30 protein-coding genes and 1 pseudogene are annotated in these 26,319 nt (G+C 59.3%); 8 read left to right on the top strand and 23 right to left on the bottom strand.

The window, feature by feature from the left end; genetic code table 11:
• Positions 1 to 13 precede the first annotated feature (13 nt).
• Positions 14 to 787 (top strand): enoyl-CoA hydratase-related protein, encoded by a 774-nt coding sequence (locus HB676_RS07100; protein ID WP_213736983.1) that lies wholly within the window; start codon positions 14 to 16, stop codon positions 785 to 787.
• A gap of 51 nt (positions 788 to 838) precedes the next feature.
• Here HB676_RS07100 and HB676_RS07095 read toward each other — a convergent pair whose 3' ends face one another.
• Genes HB676_RS07095 through HB676_RS07075 form a run of 5 tightly spaced genes read right to left on the bottom strand, consistent with a single transcriptional unit; the run spans position 839 to position 5,893 of the window.
• Positions 839 to 1,864 (bottom strand): aromatic ring-hydroxylating dioxygenase subunit alpha, encoded by a 1,026-nt coding sequence (locus HB676_RS07095; RefSeq protein ID WP_213736982.1) that lies wholly within the window; start codon positions 1,862 to 1,864, stop codon positions 839 to 841.
• A 15-nt stretch (positions 1,865 to 1,879) separates the two neighbouring features.
• Entirely contained in the window at positions 1,880 to 3,241 is a 1,362-nt protein-coding gene (locus HB676_RS07090; RefSeq protein ID WP_213736981.1) for an amidohydrolase family protein, read from the bottom strand.
• On the bottom strand, positions 3,238 to 4,038 hold the full coding sequence (locus tag HB676_RS07085) for an ABC transporter permease subunit (RefSeq protein ID WP_213736980.1): 801 nt from the start codon (positions 4,036 to 4,038) through the stop codon (positions 3,238 to 3,240). The genes HB676_RS07090 and HB676_RS07085 overlap by 4 nt, the downstream gene beginning before the upstream one ends.
• The gene (locus HB676_RS07080) at positions 4,035 to 4,889 is read right to left on the bottom strand and encodes an ABC transporter ATP-binding protein (protein ID WP_249780101.1); all 855 of its coding nucleotides are present in this window, start codon (positions 4,887 to 4,889) and stop codon (positions 4,035 to 4,037) included. The genes HB676_RS07085 and HB676_RS07080 overlap by 4 nt, the downstream gene beginning before the upstream one ends.
• 8 nt (positions 4,890 to 4,897) lie before the next feature.
• The gene (locus HB676_RS07075; protein WP_213736979.1) at positions 4,898 to 5,893 is read right to left on the bottom strand and encodes an ABC transporter substrate-binding protein; all 996 of its coding nucleotides are present in this window, start codon (positions 5,891 to 5,893) and stop codon (positions 4,898 to 4,900) included.
• A gap of 325 nt (positions 5,894 to 6,218) precedes the next feature.
• Between HB676_RS07075 and HB676_RS07070 the strand changes: the two genes are divergently transcribed.
• Positions 6,219 to 6,614 (top strand): RidA family protein, encoded by a 396-nt coding sequence (locus HB676_RS07070; protein ID WP_213736978.1) that lies wholly within the window; start codon positions 6,219 to 6,221, stop codon positions 6,612 to 6,614.
• On the opposite strand, the gene HB676_RS07065 is transcribed toward HB676_RS07070, so the two are convergent.
• From HB676_RS07065 to HB676_RS07045, 5 genes are read right to left on the bottom strand one after another with little or no spacing between them, the layout of a single operon-like run.
• Positions 6,611 to 7,195, bottom strand: a complete 585-nt coding sequence (locus HB676_RS07065) for an NAD(P)H-dependent oxidoreductase (protein WP_213736977.1) — start codon at positions 7,193 to 7,195, stop codon at positions 6,611 to 6,613. The genes HB676_RS07070 and HB676_RS07065 overlap by 4 nt on opposite strands.
• 1 nt (position 7,196) lies before the next feature.
• Positions 7,197 to 8,552, bottom strand: coding sequence for an FAD-binding oxidoreductase (locus HB676_RS07060; protein ID WP_213736976.1), 1,356 nt, complete (start codon positions 8,550 to 8,552; stop codon positions 7,197 to 7,199).
• Positions 8,545 to 9,381: an isochorismatase family cysteine hydrolase gene (locus HB676_RS07055; RefSeq protein ID WP_213736975.1), complete on the bottom strand. Its 837-nt coding sequence runs from the start codon at positions 9,379 to 9,381 to the stop codon at positions 8,545 to 8,547. The genes HB676_RS07060 and HB676_RS07055 overlap by 8 nt, the downstream gene beginning before the upstream one ends.
• A 3-nt stretch (positions 9,382 to 9,384) precedes the next feature.
• A complete protein-coding gene (locus tag HB676_RS07050; RefSeq protein WP_213736974.1) occupies positions 9,385 to 9,804 on the bottom strand; it encodes a cupin domain-containing protein in 420 nt (139 codons plus the stop codon).
• Positions 9,805 to 9,832: 28 nt separating this feature from the next.
• On the bottom strand, positions 9,833 to 10,651 hold the full coding sequence (locus HB676_RS07045) for a creatininase family protein (protein ID WP_213736973.1): 819 nt from the start codon (positions 10,649 to 10,651) through the stop codon (positions 9,833 to 9,835).
• Positions 10,652 to 10,868: 217 nt separating this feature from the next.
• On the opposite strand from HB676_RS07045, the gene HB676_RS07040 reads away from it, so the two are divergent.
• A complete protein-coding gene (locus HB676_RS07040) occupies positions 10,869 to 11,771 on the top strand; it encodes a LysR family transcriptional regulator (RefSeq protein ID WP_213736972.1) in 903 nt (300 codons plus the stop codon).
• A gap of 235 nt (positions 11,772 to 12,006) precedes the next feature.
• Here the strand turns inward: HB676_RS07040 and HB676_RS07035 are convergent.
• A pseudogene (locus tag HB676_RS07035) lies at positions 12,007 to 13,245 on the bottom strand (SulP family inorganic anion transporter); the annotation flags it as partial.
• Between the two features lie 179 nt (positions 13,246 to 13,424).
• Between HB676_RS07035 and HB676_RS07030 the strand changes: the two are divergent.
• Positions 13,425 to 13,577 (top strand): hypothetical protein, encoded by a 153-nt coding sequence (locus HB676_RS07030; RefSeq protein ID WP_213736970.1) that lies wholly within the window; start codon positions 13,425 to 13,427, stop codon positions 13,575 to 13,577.
• On the opposite strand, the gene ccoS is transcribed toward HB676_RS07030, so the two are convergent.
• From ccoS to ccoN, 8 genes are all read right to left on the bottom strand, one after another.
• On the bottom strand, positions 13,574 to 13,744 hold the full coding sequence (gene ccoS / locus HB676_RS07025; RefSeq protein WP_213736969.1) for a cbb3-type cytochrome oxidase assembly protein CcoS: 171 nt from the start codon (positions 13,742 to 13,744) through the stop codon (positions 13,574 to 13,576). The genes HB676_RS07030 and ccoS overlap by 4 nt on opposite strands.
• Positions 13,744 to 15,936, bottom strand: coding sequence for a cation-translocating P-type ATPase (locus HB676_RS07020; protein WP_213736968.1), 2,193 nt, complete (start codon positions 15,934 to 15,936; stop codon positions 13,744 to 13,746). The genes ccoS and HB676_RS07020 overlap by 1 nt, the downstream gene beginning before the upstream one ends.
• A 13-nt stretch (positions 15,937 to 15,949) precedes the next feature.
• Complete coding sequence (locus tag HB676_RS07015; protein WP_213736967.1) at positions 15,950 to 16,450, bottom strand: FixH family protein; 501 nt, start codon at positions 16,448 to 16,450, stop codon at positions 15,950 to 15,952.
• A gap of 19 nt (positions 16,451 to 16,469) precedes the next feature.
• Positions 16,470 to 17,930 carry a cytochrome c oxidase accessory protein CcoG gene (gene ccoG / locus HB676_RS07010; protein ID WP_213737027.1) on the bottom strand — a complete coding sequence of 487 codons (1,461 nt, stop codon included), beginning with the start codon at positions 17,928 to 17,930 and terminating at the stop codon, positions 16,470 to 16,472.
• Between the two features lie 108 nt (positions 17,931 to 18,038).
• Positions 18,039 to 18,911, bottom strand: a complete 873-nt coding sequence (ccoP, locus tag HB676_RS07005) for a cytochrome-c oxidase, cbb3-type subunit III (RefSeq protein ID WP_213736966.1) — start codon at positions 18,909 to 18,911, stop codon at positions 18,039 to 18,041.
• A gap of 7 nt (positions 18,912 to 18,918) precedes the next feature.
• Positions 18,919 to 19,083: a cbb3-type cytochrome c oxidase subunit 3 gene (locus HB676_RS07000; protein WP_213736965.1), complete on the bottom strand. Its 165-nt coding sequence runs from the start codon at positions 19,081 to 19,083 to the stop codon at positions 18,919 to 18,921.
• Positions 19,084 to 19,092: 9 nt separating this feature from the next.
• Entirely contained in the window at positions 19,093 to 19,827 is a 735-nt protein-coding gene (gene ccoO, locus HB676_RS06995) for a cytochrome-c oxidase, cbb3-type subunit II (RefSeq protein WP_213736964.1), read from the bottom strand.
• A 10-nt stretch (positions 19,828 to 19,837) separates the two neighbouring features.
• On the bottom strand, positions 19,838 to 21,505 hold the full coding sequence (ccoN, locus tag HB676_RS06990) for a cytochrome-c oxidase, cbb3-type subunit I (RefSeq protein WP_213736963.1): 1,668 nt from the start codon (positions 21,503 to 21,505) through the stop codon (positions 19,838 to 19,840).
• Between the two features lie 191 nt (positions 21,506 to 21,696).
• Here ccoN and HB676_RS06985 point away from each other — a divergent pair, with 191 nt between their 5' ends.
• From HB676_RS06985 to HB676_RS06975, 3 genes are read left to right on the top strand one after another with little or no spacing between them, the layout of a single operon-like run.
• Positions 21,697 to 21,903, top strand: coding sequence for a hypothetical protein (locus HB676_RS06985; protein WP_213736962.1), 207 nt, complete (start codon positions 21,697 to 21,699; stop codon positions 21,901 to 21,903).
• A 59-nt stretch (positions 21,904 to 21,962) separates the two neighbouring features.
• Positions 21,963 to 22,223 (top strand): hypothetical protein, encoded by a 261-nt coding sequence (locus HB676_RS06980; protein ID WP_213736961.1) that lies wholly within the window; start codon positions 21,963 to 21,965, stop codon positions 22,221 to 22,223.
• A complete protein-coding gene (locus HB676_RS06975) occupies positions 22,210 to 22,599 on the top strand; it encodes a cytochrome c family protein (RefSeq protein ID WP_213736960.1) in 390 nt (129 codons plus the stop codon). The genes HB676_RS06980 and HB676_RS06975 overlap by 14 nt, the downstream gene beginning before the upstream one ends.
• 375 nt (positions 22,600 to 22,974) lie before the next feature.
• On the opposite strand, the gene HB676_RS06970 is transcribed toward HB676_RS06975, so the two are convergent.
• Together HB676_RS06970 and HB676_RS06965 are read right to left on the bottom strand one after the other, a co-directional pair.
• A complete protein-coding gene (locus tag HB676_RS06970) occupies positions 22,975 to 23,118 on the bottom strand; it encodes a hypothetical protein (RefSeq protein ID WP_213736959.1) in 144 nt (47 codons plus the stop codon).
• An 84-nt stretch (positions 23,119 to 23,202) separates the two neighbouring features.
• Positions 23,203 to 23,916 (bottom strand): helix-turn-helix domain-containing protein, encoded by a 714-nt coding sequence (locus tag HB676_RS06965; RefSeq protein WP_213736958.1) that lies wholly within the window; start codon positions 23,914 to 23,916, stop codon positions 23,203 to 23,205.
• Positions 23,917 to 24,097: 181 nt separating this feature from the next.
• Between HB676_RS06965 and HB676_RS06960 the strand changes: the two genes are divergently transcribed.
• A complete protein-coding gene (locus tag HB676_RS06960; protein ID WP_213736957.1) occupies positions 24,098 to 24,415 on the top strand; it encodes a cytochrome c in 318 nt (105 codons plus the stop codon).
• A gap of 14 nt (positions 24,416 to 24,429) precedes the next feature.
• Here the strand turns inward: HB676_RS06960 and HB676_RS06955 are convergent, their stop codons facing one another.
• Positions 24,430 to 25,536 carry an MlaD family protein gene (locus HB676_RS06955; protein ID WP_213736956.1) on the bottom strand — a complete coding sequence of 369 codons (1,107 nt, stop codon included), beginning with the start codon at positions 25,534 to 25,536 and terminating at the stop codon, positions 24,430 to 24,432.
• Positions 25,537 to 25,539: 3 nt separating this feature from the next.
• Complete coding sequence (locus tag HB676_RS06950; protein WP_213736955.1) at positions 25,540 to 26,319, bottom strand: ABC transporter ATP-binding protein; 780 nt, start codon at positions 26,317 to 26,319, stop codon at positions 25,540 to 25,542.

Raw genomic sequence — 26,319 nt, 5'->3', positions numbered from 1 at the left:
CAGGAAAGATCCCATGTCCAACACGATTCTCGTCTCACCGCCGGAGCATGGCGTCCAACTGATCCGTCTCAATCGACCGGAACGGCGCAACGCCCTCAACGTTGAGTCCATTCAAGCGCTTGGTGTGGCTTTCAGTAACGCCGAGACCAACGAAGGCGTCCGGTGCATTGTCCTCACCGGTAATGAGAAAGCCTTCTCGGCGGGCGCCGACATTGCGGAGATGGGCGCGCACGGATTTTCGGCACTCGAACGCCCCGAGAGGAAAGCCGGTTGGGCCGCGATCGAGCGCTTCACGAAACCAGTCGTGGCGGCCGCCGAAGGCCTTGCACTGGGTGGTGGCCTTGAGCTTCTGCTTCTGGCGGACATAGCGATCGCTGGCCGCTCGGCTAAGCTTGGTCTTCCAGAGACACGCATCGGGCTAATACCTGGCGATGGCGGAACGCAACGTCTGACACGTCTCGTCGGTCGGGCACGCGCGACGCGTATGATCTTCTGCGGAGAGCCGATTTCCGGCGAGAGAGCTGAACAGATCGGTTTGGTATCACAAGTTGTGGACGACGGATTCGCCCTCGCCGCAGCAGAACGGCTCGCCGCGTCCATAGCCAACGGGTCTCTTTCCGCGCTCAAGATGGCGAAGGCGGCTATCCTGGCGTCAGCCGAAACACCCCTTGCAATGGGACTTGGGGTCGAGCGCCACGCCGCCGCGCGCGTCTTCGCGAGTCCCGAGGGCGTCGAGGGCCTCAATGCCTTCCTTGAAAAAAGAAGTCCGCGTTTCGTTGTCACCTAATGCAGGACGAACGACTTAGTCGTATACCCCAGACGAATTGAACGTCCTGGCTCAGGCGACTTCGTGCTTGGGCTTCTCTTCTTCATTATGATCGTGCAGCAAATCGAGCAGGCGTTTGCGCATCAGCATGCCTGGCCGGTCCGACGGCATGTGCTTTTCGATCTTCCGGCCCATGTCCACAATGGCATCAGGGTCGGTCGATTCCAGCATATCGCGATCCTCGGCAATGATCGCGGCATCCCAATCGATCAGTTCCTGCGTAGAACAATCGGCCTCGGTGTCGTTGCGAAACAGGATTTGGACGACCTGGATCTGCCCATCGGATATCGGCGTAGCGCAGTTGAAAATGATGTGCCGGATGCCGGACGGATATTCCATATCGAGCCGCCGGCAGAACGGCATGAACCACTTGTTGCGCTGATGCCTTTTCGTAGTGGGATCGGTTGTGCCGCTGATCCGCGCCGCGTTGGGCGGATTACGGATCGTGATGATGGTTTCGGCGTCGAATCCGTAATCGGTCTCGACGATTTCGTACTTCTCAGGCTTGGGCTGGTTGATGTCACCGAAAGTGCCCTTGTGCACGAAGGCGAAATGCGCGTTGTCGAACGAATTTTCCATCAACCGAAGGGCGGCGGTATTCCACTTGTCATAAAATTGGTGGATCCGGCGGTAGCCGGGATCAGTATCCTCGGGCACATCGGGAATACCGCTGAGGGGTTCTTCGAGGGCGACCCAGACATAGCCATAGCGGGTCTGGGCGCGAAACGAGCGTGCCTTGGCGTCGGGAATCGGCTGCTCGAACGGAAACTGCGGAATCATTACCAGCTTGCCGTCGCGGTCGTATTCCCAGCCGTGATAGCCGCACACGATGTTGCCGTCCTTGCACCAGCCCTTGGAAAGCTTCGCTGTACGATGGCAGCAGCGATCTTCCAGCGCGGCCGGTTCACCCTTGCCATCCAGGAACAGCACGATGGGTTCACCGAGCAGCGTGAACGGCTTCGGTCCATCCGTGAGCCGATCGACCGGCATGACCGCGTACCAGAAACGGCGGAGCACAGGTTGTTTGGTATTGAGCATGATGGTCTCCGATGTTTAAGCAGCCAACCGCGCGACAACCCGGGCCGCATCGGATCTGAGTTTTTGAATATCGAGCCCGGGAATGACGTTATTCTCCACCACCATCCGGCCTCCGATCAGCAAATAGCGGACGCTTGCGGAGCCGGCGCAAGTGACCGGGGCAATCAAGGGATCATGCATGCCGAAATGTCGCGGCTCATCGAGATCAAAGATCGCGATATCGGCCTGTTGTCCGGGCGCCAGCGTTCCGATCTGAGGCAGTCCCAGTACGCGGGCACCGCCCGCGGTCGCCCAATGCACGACGTCTTCGGCGGTCACCACATCGGCGCCTTTGACCGCCCGATGGGTATGCCAGCAGCTATGCATTTCGCTGATCATGTCGGCGGCTTCGTTGGAGGCCGCGCCATCCACACCGAGCGACACGGCGCCCCCAAGGCGGGCCATCGCATCGGCCGGCGCAATGCCGGAGCCGAGCCGGCAATTGGATTGCGGACAATGCGACATGCCCGTGCCGGTGCTTGCCAGCATCTGGATTTCATCGGAATCAAGATGGACCAGATGCGCGAACCACACGTCCGGTCCGAGCCAATCATGGTCGGCGATCCATTCGACCGGTCGCTTGCCATGAACCGACAGGCAGAAATCGACATATTCCGTGCTCTCAGAGAGATGGGTGTGGACCCGCAGTTTCATGCGCCGCGCAGCAGCGATCGCTTCCTTCAGTTGGCCCGGCTCGATCGACCATGTCGGTGTGGTCGGCGCCAATACCACCTGGGAAAGGCTGCCGGGTGACATATCATGAAAGCGCTGCGCGCAGGATTCGACCGACTTCAACATATGGTCGAGGGATTCGACCGGCATCGGAATGAATTCGTCAGTATCGAAGCGACGGCCCTTGGTGGCCCCCCCGCGGCAGAATACCAAACGGATTCCGAGACTGCGCGCGACCTCGAAAATCACCTGCGCCGGATCAAACCTGTACGTGTCGCTGAAAAGATAATGGTGATCCGCGATCGTCGAGGTGCCGGAAAGCAACATCTCGGCCAACCCGATCCGTGCAGCGACGGCCAGCGCCTCCTCGTCGATCTTCGACCAGTAAGAATAGGACACCGAACGCAGCCAGCCGGCCAGCGGAAGGTTGATGCCGGACTTCACTCCCTTCAGGACGCTCTGGAACAGATGATGATGGGTCGATATCAGGCCGGGATAGATCACGCAGCCGCTGGCATCTAGCCTGCGCTCATCCGGTTGCGCTTGCAGCGCCCCGATTTCGACGATGACGCCATCGCGAACGCGGATCGATCCGCTGGTTCGCATCTCGGCACCCGGGCGCCCGGTGAAAATCCCGGTGGCATTCTCGATCAACAATGACGTCACGTCTCGGCTCCTATCTCGCTTTCATGCCAGTCGGACAAAGCGAGCTTCGACAGAACGACCATCGCCCCAAACAATCCTATTCCGGTCAGGGTGATCAGGAACAATGCCGCGAACATGCGGGGAATATCGAGCGTGAAACCGGCATCCAGAATTTCATAGGCCAGCCCGGACGAACGACCGCCGGTACCGGCCACGAACTCCGCCACCACCGCGCCGATCAGCGCGAGGCCGCTCGAAATGCGAAGCCCGCCGAAGAAATACGGCAGCGCCCCGGGGATCCTGAGCTTGACGAGAGTTTTGAAACGTCCCGCGCGATTCATGCGGAAATAATTGGCGAGCCCGGGATCTACACTTCGCAAGCCAAGCGTCGTATTCGAAATGATCGGAAACAGCGCCACCAAGGTGGCACAGATCGTCAGCGAGAGCTGGGTGTTCTTGACAAGGATGATGATGAGCGGCGCGATGGCGACGACGGGCGTGACCTGCAGCAAGACCGCATAGGGGAACAGGCTGACTTCGATCGCCCGGCTTTGCACAAACATGAAGGCGACCAGGGTGCCTATAACGACCGCCGCGGCGAAGGCCTGCAAGGTCACCCGCAAAGTCACCGTCAGCGCGCGCAGCAACGACGGGCCATTGTGAACGAGGCTGGCGAAAATATCGCTCGGCTTCGGGAACAGATAGACGGGGATCGATGCCAGGCGGCAGCCGACTTCCCACAAACCGATCAGCAAAATACCGACCGCCAGCGGCGCCGCGATCCGCACAAAGGCTTCAGATTGCAGCAGCGGCTTCACGACGCGGCTCCCGATGCCGTTGGAAGCGAGGCCTCGGCGAGCCAGGTCGACAATTCACGGCAGTATGCCGCAAATTTGGCGCTGTCGCGAAATCCCTCGTCGCGCGGCTGCGGCTCGTCGATGGTCATGGTCCTGAAGATACGTCCGGGATTAGCCGCCATCACGATAATCCGGGTCGAGAGGAACACGGCCTCGTAGATGGAATGGGTGACGAACACCGTCGTCAGTTTGCGTTCCCACCACAACCGGATCAGATCGGCGTCAAGATTGTTACGGGTGAATTCGTCCAGCGCGCCGAAAGGTTCGTCCATCAGCAGGAGATTGGGATTGGTCACCAGCGCCCGCGCGATCGAGACCCGCATCTTCATGCCGCCGGATAATTGACGCGGGAAATGCCGGGCAAATTTCGACAGGCCGACGCGCTCAATCGCCTCCGCCACGGCCGGAGCCATTTTTGCGTTCGCGACATCGGCAAGTTCGAGCGGAAGCCGCACATTGGCATCGACCCTCGCCCACGGCATCAAGGTCGGTTCCTGGAATACGAAGGCGAAGCGCCGTCCATCCTGGCCGACCTTCCCGAATTCACCGCGCCACCACAACAGGCGGCCGTCCGACGGTTCGATCAAGTTTGCGATCAATTTGAGCAGCGTGCTCTTGCCGCAGCCGGATGGACCGATCAGGGTGAGGAATTCGCCATCCGCGATAGTGAGATCGATCGGCGCCAGCCCCCGCGTGCCGTTGGCGAAAACCTTCTCGGCCGAAAGCACCTCCACCGCCGGCGGCTTATCAGCGCTGGCGGTGGTCTGGTCCGGGTTCTCGCTAAGCGGCTCGCCGGGCATCAGGGCCTTCATGGCCGCTCCTATTGCACGCCGACCTTGAGGTCTTTGACGAAACGCACATCAAAAGCCTTGTGCCAATCCGTCTTCGGGTCGAGCAACTCGCCCGCCACCAGGAAATCATAGATCTGCTTGTAGCGTGCTTCGGTAATGACGCCGATGCCCAAAGTGGCCGCGTCCCCGCCATCGATCGCCTTGTTTTCCCGGAGCTTCTCGATTGCAAAGGCGATCTGTCCATCGGTCATCTTGGGGTTATCGGCCTTGATCAAGGCATTGCCGGGCGCCGGATTCTTGATGTAGTCGCGCCAGCCTTCCAGTGACGCCTTCACAAAACGTGCCACCACGTCAGGCTTTTCGGCGACCATCTTTTCGGTCGTGACAATCGTCGAGCCATAGGGCGGATAGCCGCCGTCGGCCATCAGGAAGAACTTCACCTTCTCGTTCTGCTCCTGCGCCTGGTAGGGCTCGGACGAAGGATAGGCCTGCTGGGCGACATTCTTGTCGGCAAAGAACGGCTGCAAGTTGAAGGTGTAGGGTCGGATCTGATCGTCGGTAAAACCGTATTTGGCGCGCAGCCACGGCCAGAAGGTGATGCGCGATGAGCCGGCGATCAAAATAGGCTTGCCCTTCAGCGCCGCGATATCGGCCACGTCATCGTGGGTCATCAAACCCTGCAGGTCGAACTGGAACGAAGACGCGACGGTCACGAGCGGCAGATTCTGCTCGCGGCCCTTGAGCACCTGAATGTCGTAGCCCATCAGGAAGTCGGTTTCGCCTGCCAGCAAAAGCTGCGAGCCGTTCACCTGCGGACCGCCCATCTTGATGGTCACGTCGAGACCAGCCTTCTCGTAAAGCCCGGTCGCTTTGGCCTGATAGAAACCGCCATGCTCGGCCTGGGCGAACCAGCTCGTGAGAAAAGTCACCTTATCGGCTGCAGATGTCGGCGCCGCCGCACCGAAAAACGCACCCATTCCAACCAAGACGATCGCGATCTTGCGCGGCAGAAATCTCATTGCCATCTCAGTTCCCTCGTTTCGGGCGAGCGCATGGCCAGCCACCAATGTCCCCAGCTTCAACGTGGACCGATCGATCTCAACCGACCGCCGTCCTCGCCGGAATTGAGGATGCACAGCCGGGCTGTCACCTGAAAGCATTTTGATTCGAGCAATCCGTTGCCTTTTGGGCAACGACGATTTTCCTTAGTCAATGTGCTTGAAAAAGCGGCGCCCACTCGTATGAACGGAAGAAATATCGCGAAATTAAAAATACGCCCCGAGAAAAAACGACTTAGTATTGGTGACGGTATTTCTTCATTTGCAACCTTGTTCCACTCTTGCATGAGGCATGATCGCTTTGCGCTCGCTTTCACCTCCCTCGATCAAACCTCCCTTCGCACGCTACAGCCACGGCATCGCGCTGCCCGAAGGGCAAAGATTTGTGTTTACCTCGGGCCAGCTCGGCATCAGTGCCGACGAAAAAGTTCCAGGGGATTGCGAGGCGCAGGCCGATCTGTGCTTCGCCAATATCGCCGCTATTCTCGCCGAGGACGGGATGACCATGGCGAATGTGGTCCGGCTCAACGCCTATGTGACGGCGCGCGAGCATATGCAGGGCTACATGCGCTCGCGCGACCGGCAATTTCCCGGCACACCGCCGGCATCGACGCTGATGATCGTATCCGGCTTCGTGCGGGCGGAATTCTTCGTCGAGGTCGAAGCGATCGCGGCGGCACCCGCCTAGAATCGCGCCATCTCGCGCCGGACCTTTGCAAGAAAACGGCCGCGCTTGGCCGGCGTCGCGGTGTTCATGTGATACAGTGCGTAATAGCGTGCCACCGCTTTGGACCCGGTAAACCAGGGCAGATACCGCTTGATGATCTTGCGCGGCGGATCAGCCATGCCGATCGCCTGCCAGCGCGGGCGGCCGTAGGTCGAAATACCCGTGATCCGCGTGATATGACGCAGCATCGGCTTGGCTTGGGCGGGATCGGACAAGTCCATCGCAATCCCCGGGCCGAACATCCGGTCGAACCAGCCTTTCAGCATGGCCGGCGGCCCGAACGACCAAGTCGGAAATTGCACGACCAGCGCGTTCGCCGCCATCAGCCGATCGACGTAGGCCTGATTGTTGGCACGGTTGCGTACCGGATCATGGTAATCACGGCGCCGCTCGGCGGAGAGTACAGGGTCGAAACCTTCGGCATAGAGATCGAGTAAATCGATCGTATGTCCCGCCTCTTCCAAGCCGGCCAGCGCTTCCTTGCGGAGCGCGGCATGAAAACTGTCGTCCAGCGGATGACAGTAGACATAAAGCACGTTCATGTCACAGCCTCGCAGTCACGAAGCTTCGCATCTTTCCCGGATTGAGCAAGCCATAGGGATCGACTTCATGCTTAAAACCGAGCTGATCGGCATCGACGCGCTTGTAACGGCTGCCATCCTCGACCGTAAAGACATGCGGGTTGGCGATATAGACGCCGCGCTCCTCATGCAGCCGAATGATCTCATTCAACCGACCTTCACCCGTGTAGCGCACCACCGGCAATCCACTGCAGGTGACGCGGCCGTTGAAGCGGATGAATTCGAGATGTTGCAGTACCTCGTTCGGAAGCAGTTCTCGCATCTCGGCGATCTTTTCCATGAGCTGGTCATGCGGATAAAGACATTGCAGATAGGTCACGGTACGATCGGATTTCAGCACCTGCAGCGTGGTGTGGTTCCAGGTGTATTCATACAGCGGGACCTGACCGGGGCCGTCGTCGGTCGGGGTTTCCAGTGTGATGGCGCCGCGCCCACCCAGCAGCGACTTGAAGCTTTCCAGTGAAGGCTCCGCGATCATCGCGATCAGGATGCTTTTGCCGTCAGGACAATAGGGCTTGAGTACGCCGAAATACGAAGGCAGCGGCCAGGTCACCGGCGAAAGCAATTTCTTGACGATCCCGTCGGCGAGCGCGGCCTCATAGCCGACCGCCGCAGCGTCGATGAAATCGTCAAAGGCAATCACGACGTCGATCCACTTCCAGGCCGGCGCCAACGGCATTTCGAGCGCGGTGATGATTCCGGTGGTGCCATAGGCGCGATTGATCTTTTGCGCGGCATCTCCGCGCAGTTCGATGATACGCGGCTGTTCCTCGACCGTGACGACGCGTGCGGCCAGGATGTTGCCGGGCTCGCGCAGGCCGCCATAATTGACCGAGCCGATACCGCCCGAGCCGCCCGCAACAAAACCTCCGATCGTGGCGGTCCGTTTGGTGGATGGATGCATCCGCAGTTCCCATCCCAGCGGCAGTAATTCAGCGTCGATCGCGTTCATCTTGGCGCCGACGCCGACACGCATGATGCCGGGCTTGATCCATTCGGTGGCGGACAGCGCCATGACGTCGAGCAGCACGCCGCCCTGCAGCGGCACAGCCTGTCCGTAATTGCCGGTGCCCCCTGCCCGCACCGTGATCGGCACCCGATGCCGCGCGCAAGCCGCCGCGACCCGCACGACATCCGCCTCGTCACGGGGCGATACGATCAGATCGGCCGACTTGCCGTCGAGCTGTTCGTTCAAGACCGGGCTGTACCAGAAGAAATCACGCGAACGCCGGCGCACGATCTTGGGCTCGGTCACGACAGGGATGTCGCCGAGATCGGCGACAAGTCGGTCAAGCGCATTAGACGACATATCATTCATGATGCGGATGCCCCAACGCAGGACGTTCGCGGCCGATGAGTTCGGCCGCAATCGCCTGCGATCTGACGACAAAACCAAAACATTGGCGGACGTTGTAAATGGTCGCCGCCAGACAATAGTCCGGCGAGGTGGTAGCAGTGCAGTCCTCCAGCAGCAGGCAGTCATAGCCGCGGAAATTAGCGTCCTGCAGCGTGCACAACACACATTGGTCGGCATTGATGCCGGCGAACATCAGCGTCGTGACGCCGAGATTGCGCAGGATGCTGTCGAGTTCGGTATCCTGGAAGCCGGACATCCGGTATTTCGCCACATGGATGTCGCTGGGATCGGCGGCGAGTTCATCGACGATCGCGGCTGACCAACTTCCACGCTCCAGAACCTTGGCCCCCGAACCTGGCAGCGTATCGCCAAGACCGACGCCGGCACCGCTGGGCTTGTAGACATGCAGGAGTGCCGGACTGAGATTGAGCCGGTCAGGCCGGTTGCCCCAATTGAGCCAGATCACGGGAACATCGTGGCTACGCAATGCGGGCACCAGGGATTGCAGCGGCGCGATCGGCGTCCGGGCCGGCGCGACATCGACGCCGAGATGACCAAGCCAGCCATCCGGATGGCAGAAATCGTTCTGCATATCGACGATGATAATGGCGGTGCGCGCGACATCCAGCGTCACAACCTTGCCGTTGGCCTGCACGGTGATCGGTCGCGGCGGCGCGGGTTGACGCACAAGATTGGCGCGGGTCTCCGAGACCGACCAGCGATTGCGCGCGGACGATCCCAGCGGCCGCATCTCGTCGTCGTCCGTGCTGGAGGTCGGCACGACGTTCATGGCTCAGTTTCCCTGCAGGATTCGGATATCATCGGCGTCGAGTTCGACACGCTCGCCGCCGCGGATCAACTCGGCAAACCCCTCGTTCGGAGTCATTACGGTAAGGGTGTAAAGCTTGCCGGCGCCGGTATTCTCGATCACGTGCTCGGAGCCGGGATGCAACAACAGTGAATCGCCCTTTTTGATCGGCAGCGTCTTGCCGTCGCAGCGGGCAACGCCCTCGCCGTGCAACACATGGAAGAACTCATGCGCCGCGGCGTGCTCGTTCGGCGGCGTCGCGCCGCCGGTCTTGAAGATTTCGATCACGAAGATATTGTCGATCTTGTCGCTGTCCTTGTCGAACAACATCACGAAGTAGTTGGTATCCTTTGGCGAAATGCGGAACGCCTTCGCTTCTGCGAGATCTGCAACGCTGAACGCCATATCATGACTCCTTCGATCTTTTGTTCGGTTACGGCCTGTCGAAGGCTGTATGGGTGGCGATCCGTGACAGCGGGTAGCGGGCGATCTCGTCGATAAGCACGAGCAGCCGCGCCGCCGCGCGATCCACCGTGATTTTCCCAAGCTCGGCGGTGGCCTTCGTGGCGTCGCCACAGGCGCCCTTGGGATGAAGATCCTGGGCCTGCCAGCCGAAACGGGCGCCGCCCTCCGGGCTCAGTAGTTCCGACTCGCGCTCGATCTGTACCGACAGTGGAACGAAATTTTCGGCACGGTCCATATCGACCAGATCGGGATGCAGATGCAACATCACGCTGGTTTCGCTCTGGCCACCGTGAATGCCGTGCCGGTTCTCATCGGCGCCGTACAGCATATTCATGTCGATCAATTTCGGCCACATCGCCGTCACTGCGAACATGCCAAGCTTGACGCGCAGATCGCGGCAGACGATCTCAAGCAATTGCGGCTGACCGCCATGCGAGTTCAGGAACAGGATTTTGCGGATGCCGGCACGATGGACGCATTCGCCGAGTTCGTACCAGACCCGGCCCAGGGTCTCATGCGACAAGGTCAGCGTGCCCGGAAAAGCGAGATGCTCGTCGGACTTCCCGACCGGCGTCATCGGAAGCACCAGCGCCGGACAATCCGGCGGCATCAATTCGACCGTTCGTGCCATAATGCCCGCATTGATTGCCGCATCGACCCTGACCGGCAAATGCGGCCCGTGCTGTTCGACGGCGCCGACCGGGAGGATAGCGACGATCCGCTCGGCATCGAGATTCGCGAAATCCTGCGTCGTCAGATCCCACCACCAGTGCGATTTGAGGGTCATGCGTAACCATTCTCCGGCGACTTTGTGCACTCGTCTCGGTCAGTCATCTTCGACGCGGGGTAAGGGTGCACGCCGATCCCGCCCAAACGATCCTTCAGCGGGATTGAGCACGCCAAACCACCGGTTTGAAAGCGCTTTAATTCGGCAATCCTGTTGCCTTTTAGGCAACGTGAAGCCATGCTGAAGGCTTAAAACGCTCACGCTTGGTTTTGAGAAGATGCTGCACAGCCGGCTGCTGACTTATGTCGACGAAGTTGCCCGTACCGGATCGATCCGCAAGGCCGCCACTCACCTTAACGTCGCGGCGTCCGCTATCAGCCGCCAGATCCTGGCGCTGGAAACGCAACTGGGCACGCCGCTGTTTCAGCGTCTGCCGAAGAAACTCATTCTGACGGCGGCGGGAGAAGTCCTGATCGGCCATATCCGCCAGACCCTGAAGGAGTTGTCGCGCGCGCAGGGCAAGATCGAGGAGTTGAAGGGACTGCGGCGCGGCGAGATCACGGTAGCGATGATGAGCGGCCTTGCCTCCAATCTCGTGCCGGGAACGGTGAAACAATTCCGCCTCGCCAATCCCAGGGTAAAGCTGATCCTGACGCTCTTTACCACCGGCGAGGAAATTCAATCCGCGGTGGCCAACGGCGAGGCGGATCTCGGGATCGGCTTCGACTTCACCAAGGATAGCAATCTGAAAGTGCTCGCCCGCGCCGTCGGCAAGCTGGGCGCGGTGATGGCGCCGAACCACCCGCTCGCCAAGCGAGTCAGCATTCGTCTGAGTGATTGCATAGACTATCCGCTTGTGGTGGCTGACAACAGCAGCGCCATCAGGCCCTACCTGGACGCAGCATTCACCCGCGTCTCGCTCGATCCGCAGCCGATCATCGAAACCAATGCGATCGAAATCATGCGGCACGCGGCGATCCTGGAAAATGGGATCACCTTCCTCACGCCATTCGATATCGAATTCGAACGTCGCGCCGGGCGTCTCGTCTATGTCGCGGTCCGTGAATTATCCCAGGATAACCAGGCGCTGATGCTGATCGGGCATGAGCGCGGCACCAGCGCCATCGCCAGCGTGCTCGCCGAAATGCTAAAAACGATGATGCAGCAGGCGGCTGCTTAAGCTGCGCATGCAGGTGAGCCACGCCCGAACAAATCGTCGTTATTGTGTCGCGCGATATTTCGAATCTGTTCAAGGTTACAGGTGACGACCTCAGTGGTTTGTAGCGCGTGGTATTTCCGACCCGGATCGACGAAACGGACAAGCAGGCGTTGTTTGGTACTGTAAAGCCGGCCCTGAACGATTTTTACATAGAGGAACGTTTCAACTCAGACGTAACACGCTCAATAACTGCAAATACCGCCGCCAGCGCGCATCCCGCAACGATCCCGAACGTAAGGTCTTCCACGAGCGTGAGGCCGAAAGTGGCAATCAGCACACTCGCGCTTCGCCAACCGTGAAGCAAACGAAGGAACTCTTCTTTCTCTGCCATATTCCAGCAGACCACCGTCAGCACACCTGCGAGGGCCGACAGCGGAATGAAGCTTGCCAAAGGCATTGCGACAAGCATGAAAAGCAGTACCAAGACCGCGTGCGCCATGCCGGAGACCGGACTGCGCGCGCCTGCGCGAATATTGGTGGCCGTGCGCGCGATCGTTCCCGTCACGCTGATTCCGCCGAATACGGCGGACGCGACGTTAGCGATTCCTTGCGCTACCAGCTCCATATTGTAGCGATGCTTACGCCCGGTCATGCCATCGGCTACCTTGGCGGAAAGCAGACTCTCGACCGCCCCCAGCAGGGTGAACGAGAAAGCGGCCGGCAATACCTCAAGCACGGATGAAGAAGAGATCACCGGCCATCGGAAAGCCGGCCATCCATCGGGGAGCCGGCCGAAATGGCTGCCGATGGTCTCGACAGGCAGGCGCAGCAGCCACGCCGCCAGCGACGCAAGCACAACGGCGATCAGCATTCCGGGCCAGTTCGGCAGCAGGCTCCGCAGCAGAAAGATCAAGGCGGCTGAGCCCGCCCCAATCGCAAATGCGGCCGGGCTCATCGTCGGCAAGGCCTGACCGAGCATGGCGAGCTTCGGCAACAACTGCCCGGGCTCCGCCGCAGGCAGTTTCAGGCCGCCGAGATCCTTGATCTGGCTGGCAAAGATCGTAACCGCGATCCCGCAGGTGAAGCCGACGGTCACCGCATGTGGAATGTAGCGAATGAGCGAACCAAGCCGCAGCAGACCGATCAGCGTGAGCATGAAGCCGGAAAGGAAAACCGTAAGCAAGAGTCCGTCGAGGCCGAATTTGGCGACGGTAGCCGCGACAATAACAATGAATGCGCCGGCGGGTCCACCAATCTGGTAGCGGCTGCCTCCCAGGGCCGATACCAGAAAACCGCCGACGACGGCGGCATATAATCCCCGCTCGGGCGAAACGCCCGAAGCGACGGCGATCGCCATCGACAGCGGAAGGGCCACGATCGCGACGGTAAGTGCCGCTAACAGATCATTGCGAAAATAACCGAGATTGTATCCCTCGACCAACACCGTGGCGAGTTTCGGACGATAGAGATGGGCCGTAGCAGAGCCGTCGGGCATGAGACAAACCGTTCTGGATTAATGATCATAGTTGAGGGTTGAACACGAGGCCTGTGTGTCAAGAGTGCGTTTCCGCTGTATTTTTCGTTTGATCGAGATCAAAAGTAAAGCCGTTTCCGAACGCATAATGCCTGCGGATTCAGAGGCGATGCGAGCCCGCCACGGCAAAGTCCCGTATCATGCAGAAGTTTGCACTCAAGCTGTTGTTGAGCCGTCTGATCGTTCGGCGAGGGGCGAAGCGCATTGACGGCGCCCAACTCGCAGCGTCACTCCTGACACTGCTCGGGATCGCCTTGATCGGGCTCTACGTCTGGTCGCACGGGCAATACTAACGTTCAGGTGCCGGTTTCTCCCGAACGGGTTCGTCATCAGCAATGGCGCGCCAGGCGGCGCCTTCCAGATCGTCGTATTGCCCGCTTTTGAGCGACCAGAGGAAGCCGAGCAATCCGACGAGACCGAGGCCAAGCGCCAGAGGCACGAGAATCACGAGTACTTCCATCACCGTCTCCAGTGCGCGCCGCGTCGCGCGCGAAGCGCATTCAGCATGACCAGGAGCGAGGAGCCCGACATCGCCGCCGCCGCAATCAGCGGTGTCACGACTCCGCTGACGGCAATTGGTACCGCGAGCAAATTGTATCCGACCGCAAGCCAGAGGTTCTGGCGCATCAAATGGAGCGCCTTGCATGAAAAATCGATCGCCGCGACTACCGGAGCGAGCGGCTTGCCCAGGAAAACCAGATCGGCGGTGGCCTGACTGAGATGCGCAGCACTTATCGGTGACATCGAAACATGCGCCGCAGCGAGCGCTGGTGCATCATTCAACCCGTCGCCGACCATCATCACCTTGAACCCCAGGCGCTTCAGATCTTCAATACGCGCGATCTTGTCGGCTGGCGTGACCCCGGCGCGCCACTCGTTGATCCCAAGCATCTCCGCCGCAGATCGCACGGCCGACTCCCGATCGCCGGACAGAATCTCGATTGCGATACCGCGCGCTCGCAACGAGGAAACCACAGTCTGGGCGTCGGGGCGCACACGCTGCCGGACCGCGAACACATGACACGCGGCGCCGCGCCTGAAAGCCACAACCGATACTTCGGGATCGAGACTTAAAATCTCATTGGCCAACTCGTCAGCCCCGCAGAATGACGGCCTGCCCAGCCTTACCTCTTCCCCGTCGACCAAGCCGCGGACACCTTGCCCCGGCAGCTCGACAATTCCGGCAAGCGGCGATTTGGCATTTGAGGCGCGCGCCACGGCGGCGGCGACCGGATGATGGCTGGCAAGCGCCAGCCGTCCTGCGAGATCGAACACGTCTTTTGGGACACTGGCCGAATTCACGACGTCGAGCTCCGGCAATGTCAGCGTGCCGGTCTTGTCGAAGATAATATGATCAACCTCCGCCAACCGCTCGATGGAATCGCCCGAGTTCAATAAAACGCCGGCTCGGAACATCGCACCGGACGCGACGGTCTGCACCGTGGGGATGGCGAGGCCCAGCGCACAAGGACAGGTGATGATCAGAACGGCAATGCCGGTGACGATGGCATCATGCCAGGTCGCCCCCATCAGAGCCCATCCGATGATCGTCAGCAATGCGGTGGCGTGTACCACCGGCGCATAGAGCCTGGATGCCCGATCTGCGAGCCGCACATAACGGGAGCGAGCTTGCAACGCATTGTCGAGCAGGCGCGTGATCTCCGCCAGCAACGTGCCCTCCGACGCTGCGGAAACCCGAACCCGCAGCGTTCCGGAGATATTGAGCGAACCGGCGTAGACAGCGGTGCCATGCTCCGCGGTCGCATACAGGGTTTCTCCTGTGATCAGGCTCTGGTCGATCTCGGATCTTCCTTCGATAACCGTGCCATCGACCGCACAGCGTTCACCCGGCCGCAGCAGAACGATATCGCCAGGCTGGATGGCGGCAACCGGGACTTCGCAGATCTCGCCGACCCCGACGAGCCTAGTCGCGGTTTCCGCCTTGAGCGCGGCCAGATTGCCCGCAAAAGCGCGCGTTTTCAGACGCATGCTTTGGTCGAGATAACGTCCCACCAGCAGGAACGTCAGCAACATGATGGCGGCATCGAAATAAGTATGCTCGGCGTGGCGCAACGTCTCAACGACCGACATTGCCAGCGCGAGCGCGACACCGATGCTGATTGGAACATCCATATTGACGTTGCGCGTGCGCAATGCCCGGAACGCCGAGCGGAAGAATGGCTGACCGGCGTAAGCGGCAGCCGGCAGCGCGATCAGCGCCGACAGCCAATGGAAGAAGTCGCGCTGTTCGGGGATCATGTCGCCGGCATTGCCGGACCAGACCGGGATCGACAGCATCATTACGTTCATGGTGGCGAAAGCGGCGACACCGAGACAACGCAACAGAAAGCGCGAATTGTCGGCTTCCACGGCCTCCGCACGGACCGTTTCGAACGGATAGGCCCTGTATCCGAGTTCAGCCAGTCGATCGATAAAGCCCGCGGGATCGAGCGCGCCCTGCTTCCATTCCAGCGCTACGCGACGGTCCGTCAAATTAACGCGAGCGAGCGTGACGTCGGGTATCGCCGAAAGCCCGCGCTCGATCTTGGACATGCAGCCGGCGCAACTGACGCCCTCGACTGCAAGATCGATGTGGGAAAGACCCGAACCCAGGTCCCTCACATAATGTGAAAAATCGCGTGTCGCCTGCATGATGCGGCCTTTCCTAATTCAACAGCACGCGATTTCTCGACAGGAACATCCGCTGTCCCGCGGCGACGCCTTCGAGCACCAGATCCCATTGTCCGGGTCCGACCAGGGAAGCACTCCCGCGATATATCCCGCTGGTTACTTCGGCAAACGCAACTGCCCGATCGGCCCGCCTGTCGGCAGGTCGCTCGAAATGGCCTTGAAAATTCAAACCCGTCATCGGCAGACCTTTACTATCGCGCGCCTCGACCTCGAGCGTGGCGCCGCCATCCGGCCCGCGTTGAATATGCGCATCAACCTTCCAGTTTCGCGCGTTCTGGTCACGGGCGGCTGCAATCTCGTTCTCATAGGCCAGGCTAGCGCTGTAAGCGCTATCGACCTCTGTGCCAGGCAAGGTCTGGATCGCGAGCTTCGCCATAATGACGTTGACCCCGATCACGACGCCGAAGAACGCAACAAGCATCAAAAGCACCTTGCGCCCCGTCAACGGTCTTGGGGAAACCAGCGGTCTACTCATGCGAAGTTCCTGTGCCATCTTATGGAGTCACGAAATTGTCAGTCGCCGACGCCGCCTCGCCAAGGCCGATATCGGTGATCCGGAATTTAACCGGCGTAGATTTCTCCGGATTGTCTTCGGAGGGCGCCGTTACGAGAACTCTCAGTTCGGTGGTCTGATCCCGTCCGAGGACGATCATGGGCCTGTCCGGCGTGACGGAATCGGCACCGACGATATGAACGGTCGCGTTATTCGGACCATCGATGTCGATCGTCACGACACGATCGAAGCCGCTCTTGTTCAAAAAGCGAACCGTATAGGCATTGCGAATCGATCCATCGCTCAATCTCACCGCGACCGGATTGCGGTCATGCAGCACGTTGACATCGAGCAGCGACCGCGTCAGCAATGCGTACAGCATCAGCGCGCCAACCGCTGCGATCATGGCGCAATATACGATGGTGCGCGGCCTGATGATGCGATAGATTTCCGGTTTCCCGGCCTGACGACGCTGAATATTGATATCGTTGTCATAGCCGATCAGCCGGGTTTCCCTGCCGACTTTCTTCATCACCGTATCGCAGGCATCGATGCACAAACCGCATTGAATGCAGCCGAGCTGCGCACCATCGCGGATATCGATTCCGGTCGGACAGACGGCCACGCATTGATAGCAATCGATGCAGTCGCCGACATGTTCGCCAAGGGCGCGCAAATCATGCGCTTTTTTCAGCGATGTGCGCTTTTCACCCCGGTCGTATTTGTAGGTAACGTTGAGGGCCCATTCATCGGTAAGGGCTGCCTGGATACGCGGCCACGGACACATGTAGACGCAGACCTGTTCGCGCATGAACCCGGCGAGCAGATAGGTCGTAGCCGTCAATATCATGATCCAGATATAGGCCGGCATCGGCGCCTGGAACGTCACGAGCTGCTTCACCAGCGTCGGTGCATCGTTGAAGTAGAGAACCCAGGCTCCGCCGGTCCACCACGCGATCAAAAGCCAGATCGAGTGTTTGAGCGTAATTTCGGCAAACCGCTGCAGCTTGATGGTGCCGCGCGCGGCATCTTTTTTCATACGCTCGCGACGATCGCCTTCGACCAGCCGCTCGACGGCATAGAACAGATCGGTCCATACGGTTTGCGGGCAGAGATAGCCGCACCAGATCCGGCCGCCGATCGAATTCATCAGGAACAGTGTGATAGCGGCAACGATCAGGAGACCTGTGAAGTAATAAACTTCCTGCGGCCACAGCTCGATAAAGAAGAAATAGAATCGGCTATTGGGCAGATCGACGAGGACGGCCTGGCTCGGCGCATCCAGGCCGCGATTCCATCGCACGAACGGCAACAGGTAGTAGACGCCGAGGCAGAACGCCATCAGGCCCCACTTGATGCGCCGAAATGTGCCGGAAACGCTCTGGGGATAGACCTTCTTCTGGGCCACATAAAGCGGCCCATCGTCTGGCTCCAGGTCGATCGGACGTACGGTCTGGTTCATCGGCAGGTTCATCTCACATCCTCGACTGAGCGTAGGCTCAATCCGGGACGCGCAATTGATTCACCTCAAACCGGCGCCGGATCACGCTATGGTTCGGTTCGCAGCGGCCTACTGACCACCGCCAAGCGAATGAACATAGACAGCCATTGCCTTGATGGTGGATGGATCAAGACGGCCGGTCCATGCCGGCATCACGCCGGACCGGCCATTGGTAATTGTCTCGATGACCGTCGCTTCGTCAGATCCGTAAAGCCAGATCTTGTCGGTCAGATTCGGAGCGCCAAATTCCTGATTGCCTTTACCGGCCTCGCCGTGACAGGACACGCAGTTTTCCGCGAAGATCTTGCGACCGGCTACCGGATCGTAGCCTTGCCGGGTCGGAAGTCCGGACAGGGACCTCACGTAATTCGCGACCGTCACGATCTCCTCGCTCTTCAGCATGCCGTCCTTGCCGAAAGCGAGCATCGCGCCCTCATGCGTCTTGGCATGGCCCGATCGCGCGCCGAATTCGATGGTCTGCTTGATCTGGTCGAGCGACCCACCCCAGAGCCAATCGTCATCGTTCAGGTTTGGATAGCCCTTGGCCCCGGCGGCCCCGCTACCATGGCATGGCGCGCAATTGTCGCCAAACACGGCCTTGCCGCGCGCTCGCGCAAGCGCCAGCAACGCGGGATCCTTCTCGATATCCGCAAGCGAAGCCGCACCGAGCGTCAGCATTTTCTCGCCGCGTATTTTTTCGAGATTGGCCAGTTCGACGGCGACATCCGCGCGGGAAGAATAATGCAATATGCCGGTGGTATGGCTCCATAACATCGGCCATGCCGGATATACGATCCAATATCCGATCGCCCAGACGATCGTCAGATAGAACGTAATGATCCACCAGCGTGGTAGCGGCGTGTTTAACTCCTTGATGCCGTCCCATTCATGGCCGGTCGTCGCGGTGCCCGAAACTTTGTCGATATCGCTGTGATCAGTCATGATCCCGTCATTCCTCCCGCAGCGGCAGTCTCGACGCCTCGTCGAAAGCCGCCTGGTTGCGAGGCCAAAGGGCGTAAGCCACGATCGCCAGAAATATTCCGACGAAGATCGGCGTCCATGCCGTCACGACGAAATCCGATACGAAATTCTGGACCGTCAAAATCGCTCTCATTGTCGTGCCTCAGCGAAGATTAGCTTTTTCATTGTAAAGTTTGAAATCGACCAGCGTGCCGAGCATCTGCAAATAGGCGATCAGTGCATCCATTTCGGTGGGCATACCCGTCTTGCCGTCAAAATTGCGCACAACCGCCTTCGGGTAGCGTTTTTCAAACGCATCCACCCCGGCATTGTCGGGATCGGTTTGCGCTTTCAGATCGGCGACGGCGTTGGCAATCTGGTCGTCCGAATATGGAACGCCCACCGCGCGGCTGGTTCGCAAATGATCGGCAATCGTCGTGGCGTCGACTTCCGTCTCGGCCAGGAACGGATACCCGGGCATCACCGACTGCGGAACGATGGCGCGCGGATTGGTCAGATGGGTGACATGCCAATCATCCGAATATTTTGCGCCGACGCGAGCCAGATCGGGGCCGGTGCGCTTCGAACCCCACTGGAACGGATGATCGTACATGCTTTCTGCTGCAAGTGAGTAGTGGCCATACCGTTCGACCTCATCACGCAGCGGCCGGATCATTTGCGAATGGCAGAGATAGCAACCCTCGCGGACGTAAATGTTGCGTCCGGTCAATTCGAGCGGCGTGTAGGGTCTGATGCCATCGACCACTTCGATCGTGCTCTTCAGATAAAACAGCGGCGTGATCTCGACGAGGCCGCCGATCGCAATGACCGCGAGAATCCCGACCACAAGGAAGATCGAGTTCTTTTCAAAGATTTGGTGCCGGGCCCAGAAAGACATCAGATGCTCCTCACTCGGCCGGCTGAAGAGCGACGGGCCGCGACCCGGACATGGGCGCGACCTCCTCTGCATCACCCACCCTGACGGTCATCCAGAGGTTATAGGCCATGATCAACGCGCCAATCAGGTACAGCGCGCCACCCGTCGCGCGAATGATATAGAATGGATGCATCGCCTCGACGGACTCGATGAAGGAATATTCGAGAAACCCGAGCGAAGTATAAGCGCGCCACATCAAGCCCTGCAGAATTCCAGAGACCCACATTGCCGAGATGTAGAGAACGATGCCGATGGTCGCGACCCAGAAATGCCAGTTCACGAGCTTCAGGCTGTAGAGCCCCTTGCGATTCCATATCCAGGGTATGAGACAATACAGCGCGCCGAACGAGACAAATCCCACCCATCCCAACGCACCAGAATGAACGTGGCCGATGGTCCAGTCGGTGTAGTGGCTGAGCGAGTTGACGACCTTGATCGACATCAGCGGGCCTTCGAATGTGGCCATGCCGTAGAATGCGACCGATACAACCAGCATCCGAAGCACCGGATCGGTACGCAGCTTGTCCCATGCACCGGACAGCGTCATCAGTCCGTTGATCATGCCGCCCCAGGACGGCATCCACAGCATGATCGAGAAGGTCATGCCCAGCGTCTGCGCCCAGTCCGGCAGCGCCGTGTAGTGCAGATGATGCGGCCCGGCCCAGATATAGAGGAAGATGATCGCCCAGAAGTGGATGATCGAAAGCCGATAGGAATAGACCGGCCGCTCGGCGCGCTTTGGAATGAAGTAATACATGATGGCGAGAAAGCCCGCCGTCAGGAAAAAACCGACCGCGTTGTGCCCGTACCACCACTGGAACATGGCGTCCTGTACGCCGCCCCAGACGACGTAGGATTTCGATCCGAATACCGATACCGGCAGCGCCGGGTTATTCCCGAGGTGAAGAACGGCGATCGTGACGATGAAGGCCAGATAAAACCAATTTGCCACATAAATATGCGGCTCCTTGCGCTTGATGAGCGTTACCAGGAACACCAGCAGATAGGTGACCCAGACAATCGTCAGCCACAGATCGGCGTACCATTCCGGCTCCGCATATTCCTTCGATTGCGTGACACCGAGCAGATAGCCGGTACCCGCGATCAGGATGAAGAAATTATAGCCCAGCACGACAAACCACGGCGCCAAATCGCCAGCAAGCCGGACCCGGCAAGTTTTCTGGACGACGTAAAACGACGTTGCGATCAATACATTGCCGCCGAACGCGAATATCACCGCAGATGTATGCAGCGGCCGCAGCCGGCCGAAACTGGTCCACGGCAGATCGAAATTGAGCGCCGGCCAGGCAAGCTGGCTCGCAATCAATAGCCCGACGGTGAATCCGGCGATTCCCCAGAATACCGATATCGCCGCGGCAAACTTGATCGGCCCCAGATTATAATTGGGCCGGCCGTTGATTTCCTGAGGCGGTAACGCGAACGGGCGGTCGAAATAGCGATTAATGATGGCGAACACTGCCCAGAGACTGACGGCAAGCCCCAGCATGGCATGAAATGCGAAGGCAGTATCCAGGGCCTTTGCCGCCGCGATCAGACAAAGAAATGCAGTAGCTGAGAAAAAAATCGCCAAGCCGGCTTCGCCGTGGGACATCCATTTCGTCGATTGAACTTGATTCATTGGTTGATTCTCTTCGCAGCAGCGTCCGCCCTATCAACCCTGTTTTCGCCGCGCGTGATTTGATCGAAATCAAATTTCGCAGGTTTGCTGCCGGCGGCGGCCCGTTCGCTGTCGATTTCTGGCCTTGACGAATATCAAAGCGAAGGCCGAGGTCCGCCTTATGGCTGGATAAACAGACGGGGAGACGCCAGATGCGATTCTATTTCGATATCCGCGACAGGCTTGCCATCCGTGACGAGGTCGGCCGCGATTTGAAGACGGTTTCGGATGCGATCCTGTATGCGAAATACCTGGCTGCCGACCTGCGCTGCCTGGAACCCGCTGCCCGGCCGCGACTGTCCATTGCGGTTATTGGCGAAGGCAATCGGCGAATCCATGAGGAAGCTGTCTTCGCTTAAACCATCCGGTCAATTCGAAACCGCGCGCGCGGTCCCTGTTCCCAGGAAAGCGGGAATTAATGACCGAAATTACCCAATTTGTCGCAATGCCCTTTGATCTTGTCGACGGCGATTTTGTTGCTGTCGAACCCATTGTCTGCGCAAGTCCTGCACTCGCGATACAAACTGCGCAGGGGCAGTGGAAATTCTTTGGCCACGCAGGCGCCGTTGCGTTCAGCCGCACCAACGATTTTGAAAAGGGAAAATACAATCGCAGGCATGTACTGCGCCGGTTTGGGCAGGTGCCAGACGAATACCTGGGCCAAAATGATGGCGAATGAATTCCAGATCGCCGCGTTGCTGTTTTGCCTGTCCACATCAGCAGCACTCGCTCAGGATCTATCAGCCGGCGAGACATCATTCAGGAAATGCCGAGCCTGCCATTCCGTCGGCGTGGGCGCCCGGAACGGAATCGGACCGCTGTTGAACGGAATAGATGGACGCAGGTGTGGAAGCCTCGACGGATACAACTATTCAGATGCGAACAGGAATTGCCCCCTCACCTGGAACGAGGCTGTCTTTATGGACTACATCAAAGATCCAAAACTGAAAATTCCAGGCACAAAGAAGCTATTTTCCGGCATAAAGGACGAGACCGAGGCGCGGAATTTGTGGGCCTATTTGAGGCAGTTCGGTCGTGACGGCCAACCGAAGTAGCGAAACGTTTCGCGCGCAGCACCGGCGTTTATTGCTATCGAATCCGCCGGCCGTTCCCCGCGAAAATGATTATCCGCAACAGGAGCCCGGGAAATGATCAAGATCTATCACCGAGATAACAGACTGTAGAAATCTCCGGGTGCGGCGACGAGAGAATCGATAAAGTCTGTAGATTTTAGATAATCCCCGGAAGCGACGGCGCCGGCGCACCACGCCGTCCGGCGTCAGACTCCGTGAAGCGATCCAAATAAACACGGGTGTGGGATCGCTTTGCCTAATCGCCGCCCGCAACGGCAAGCGGGGCAGTATGACTGTTCCGACAGGATTCCCCGGCTGATTCTCTCGAATGGCACGCACCGTGGTTTCCAATACGGTTTAGTTGCCGCCATGCCTTTTAGAACGCGCCTCGGCCTTAAGATGCGCCGGGCGTGTTTGAATTTCACCCCACATCAGCACACCCGCAAACACCACGAACATGGCTAGCACGGCCGCACTTACCAGCATTGAATCGAAAGGCATGATGATGATCTCCTTTGAACTGGAGGCATTATTCTCCACAAACGATCGCGGTCGTTGATACGGATCAAATCTGGAGACGACTTGTCAGGCCGCGGCCAGGGCCTCGACACGCTCGAGGTCCGTCAGGCAGATGCCTCCCGGGAGGATTTCGATCAATCCGTCGCGTTCAAGCTTGGTGAAGGTACGGCTGACCGTTTCGATGGTAAGGCCCAGAAAATCCGCGACGTCCTGGCGGCCCATCGGCAATGGCACCCTATTTGTCGCCTCCCCGAGCCGGGCCAGTCGATCGCGCCACCCGATCAGGAAGCTCGCGACTTTTTCTTCCGCCAAGCGGCGTCCGAGCAGAACCGTGTGGTCCTGGGCTTGGCTCAACTCACGAACCAACAATTCATTGACGCGGCGCAGGAGGTGCGGTTTATCCTCGATAAATCGCGCGAAAGAACTTCTGGAAAAGCGGCATACGGCAACCGGTCCGACCGCATCAGCAGAGATGCCGTGGCGTGCCGAGGTTGCCATTCCCAGGAAGTCGCCGGGCAGTGCAAATCCGACAATCTGCCGGCGTCCGTCGGGCAGCAATTTGTAGAGGCGCATGACCCCCTCACGCAGATTGTAGAATGACTCCGTCAATTCCCCCTGCGCAAACACGGTCTCACGTGGCCTGAAATGGACGTGACGACCCAGATGGTCCAGCTCTCGCAGCTCGGTTCGATCGAGTGCCGCGCAAATACTAAGTGAGCGCACTGCGCAGTCGGCACAGGCCTGCTCGTTTGGCTCACCTTCGGCCAGGGAAATCTTCATGCGGCACCCCAGGACAATGCCGGCTTCCAACCGCACTTTGTGCATGGCTGCCGGGTGAGCCGCATTCTAGCGAATCTCCTGCTTGCTTCTTGATGCAGATCAATGACGATCGGCTTTGACGAACTCATCATTGATTGTTGTCGGTAATCGTGTCCCGCAACTTTACGAGGGTTCGTCCAGAATGCTGCGAACAGGCCTGCGCCATGCAATCGTTACGCTGTTGCTGACGACACCGGTATTGGCCGCGTCCCCTGCCGAACAGCGCGGCCGGACATTTGCGCTGAACAATTGCGCGCGGTGCCATTCCATCGATCGCGTGACCGAAAGTCCGCTCAAGATTGCGCCGCCGTTCCGGACCCTGCACCTGCGCTATCCCGTCGAAACCCTTGCCGAGGCTTTGGCCGAAGGTATCGTCACCGGCCATCCGACCATGCCCGAGTTTCAACTCGACCCTGACCAGATCCACGATCTGCTGTCCTATCTGAAGACCCTCGAATAACTTCACTTCCACCGTCACGGCTGTGACTGCAGCGTCCAGTCGATCATACTCCTGGCAATTCTGCCGAATGCAGCATCAAAGGCCGCGACGGCCGTCTGTGGCTCGACCTTGTCAAATTTTTCGCTCTCGTCGAACAGCCGCGACGCCACGACCTTTCCGTCCTTGTCAACAATTCGCGCCGATAGTCCGATTTGAGCCTCCGGCCCTGCATCCACCGCAACCCGAAACCGCCTGACATCGATCAGAAGCTGAAAGTCCGCCTGCCCGACATCGGTTGTGCGGAGCGGCGCATGGGCGATATCGTAATTCTCGAAGCTCTCGATCAATCTGGCCTGGAACAGCTTCGGAATCGTGTCGGCCCAAAGAAACTCGGAAAATCCTGGAATCTCGCTCGCTGGCGAAAACAGCATTCGCTGCGTCTCGAGCATGGCAACCGCCGTCGGCTCGGGAATAGCCAGTTGACCCTTGATGGTCTTGGCCGCCGGTCCCTGATTTCGCGGGGCCTGCAAATCGTAGGTAATTTTTTGTACCGGCGCGCTGGCGCCCGTCATCCTTTCGAGCCCGGCGACGATGCCGTCGAGCTTTCCGGTATTCCGCGCCAAGCCTTCCGAGAAAACCTGCAGATTGGCGATCGTGTTTTTCAACGGCTCCGCATTGTCGGCCAACACCGTGTCGACCCGCAGCAACGCGCTGCGGGCGGCCTGCGTCATGCCCTCGCCGGCCCCGGGCTCGGCAATCAGCGTCGGTACCGCACCGGAATTCGAAAGCAGCTTGCCGCCTTCCAGCGCGATTACCGGAACGCCCGTCAAACCCTGAAACTCCAGACCGACCTTGGTGTCGGATCTAACCGGGGTGGTCGAAGCCACCGAAATCGTCGCATTGACACGGCGCGGACTGTCCGGCGCAAGCCCGAGATCCGTCACCTCGCCGACACGGATGCCATTGAACAGCACGGCGGCGCCAACCAGTAGCCCGGGTACCGAGCCATCAAACTGAAGGTGATAGGTCACGCGAGGGCCGAGCCCGCCGGTATTGTGAAGCCAGTACACGAAACCGAACACGGCGGCGATGGCCGCCAGCACGAAAGCGCCGACAACGACGAAAGGAGCGCGGGTTTCCATCTCTTAACTCGCTTTTGGTTGCAACATCAAGGAGCGCTTGCCGTGAAAATAGGCCCGCACCCAGGGATGTTCAGATTGAAGCAGCTCGCGCATCGGTCCGATGGCGACGATCTTGCCGTCCGCCAGTGCTGCGACGCGATCGCAGACGGTATTCAGGCTGGCGAGGTCATGGGTGACCATGAACACCGTCAGTCCCAGTGTTTTCTGCAATGTCTTGATCAGGACGTCGAAATCGCCCGCTGCAATCGGGTCCAGCCCTGAGGTCGGCTCGTCGAGAAACACGATCGCGGGATCGAGCGCAAGCGCGCGGGCCAGCGCCACACGTTTGGTCATGCCTCCGGATAATTCGGAGGGGAACTTGTCGCCATCCTCCGGCTTCAGCCCGACCATTTCGAGCTTGGCAGTGGCGATCTCGTCCATCAGCGCGTCCGACAGCACCAGATTCTCGCGCAACGGAAACTGGATATTTTGCCGCACGGTGAGCGATGAAAACAGCGCGCCCTGCTGGAACAGAATGCCCCATCGTCCCGCAGCACTCTGGGTCACCCGACCATGGCTGCCGCCGATCTCCGCCCCCATTACCTCGATTTCCCCGCTCTGTCGTGGGATGAGGCCAATGATAGTTCGCATCAGGACGGACTTGCCGCCGCCGGAAGCGCCGACCAGGCCGAGGATCTCGCCTCGGCGCACATCCAGCGACAAGTGGTCAATCACGACATGCCGGCCAAAGCCGACCACAAGCTCTTTGACGCTGATCGCCAACGGCATGGTTGCTTCCGGCAT

Origin of the sequence: Bradyrhizobium sp. dw_411 (assembly GCF_018449695.1) — a bacterium.
Classification (GTDB): domain Bacteria; phylum Pseudomonadota; class Alphaproteobacteria; order Rhizobiales; family Xanthobacteraceae; genus Bradyrhizobium.
Note: the sequence above shows the minus strand (reverse complement) of the source record. Positions and strands in the feature narration are given on the sequence as shown.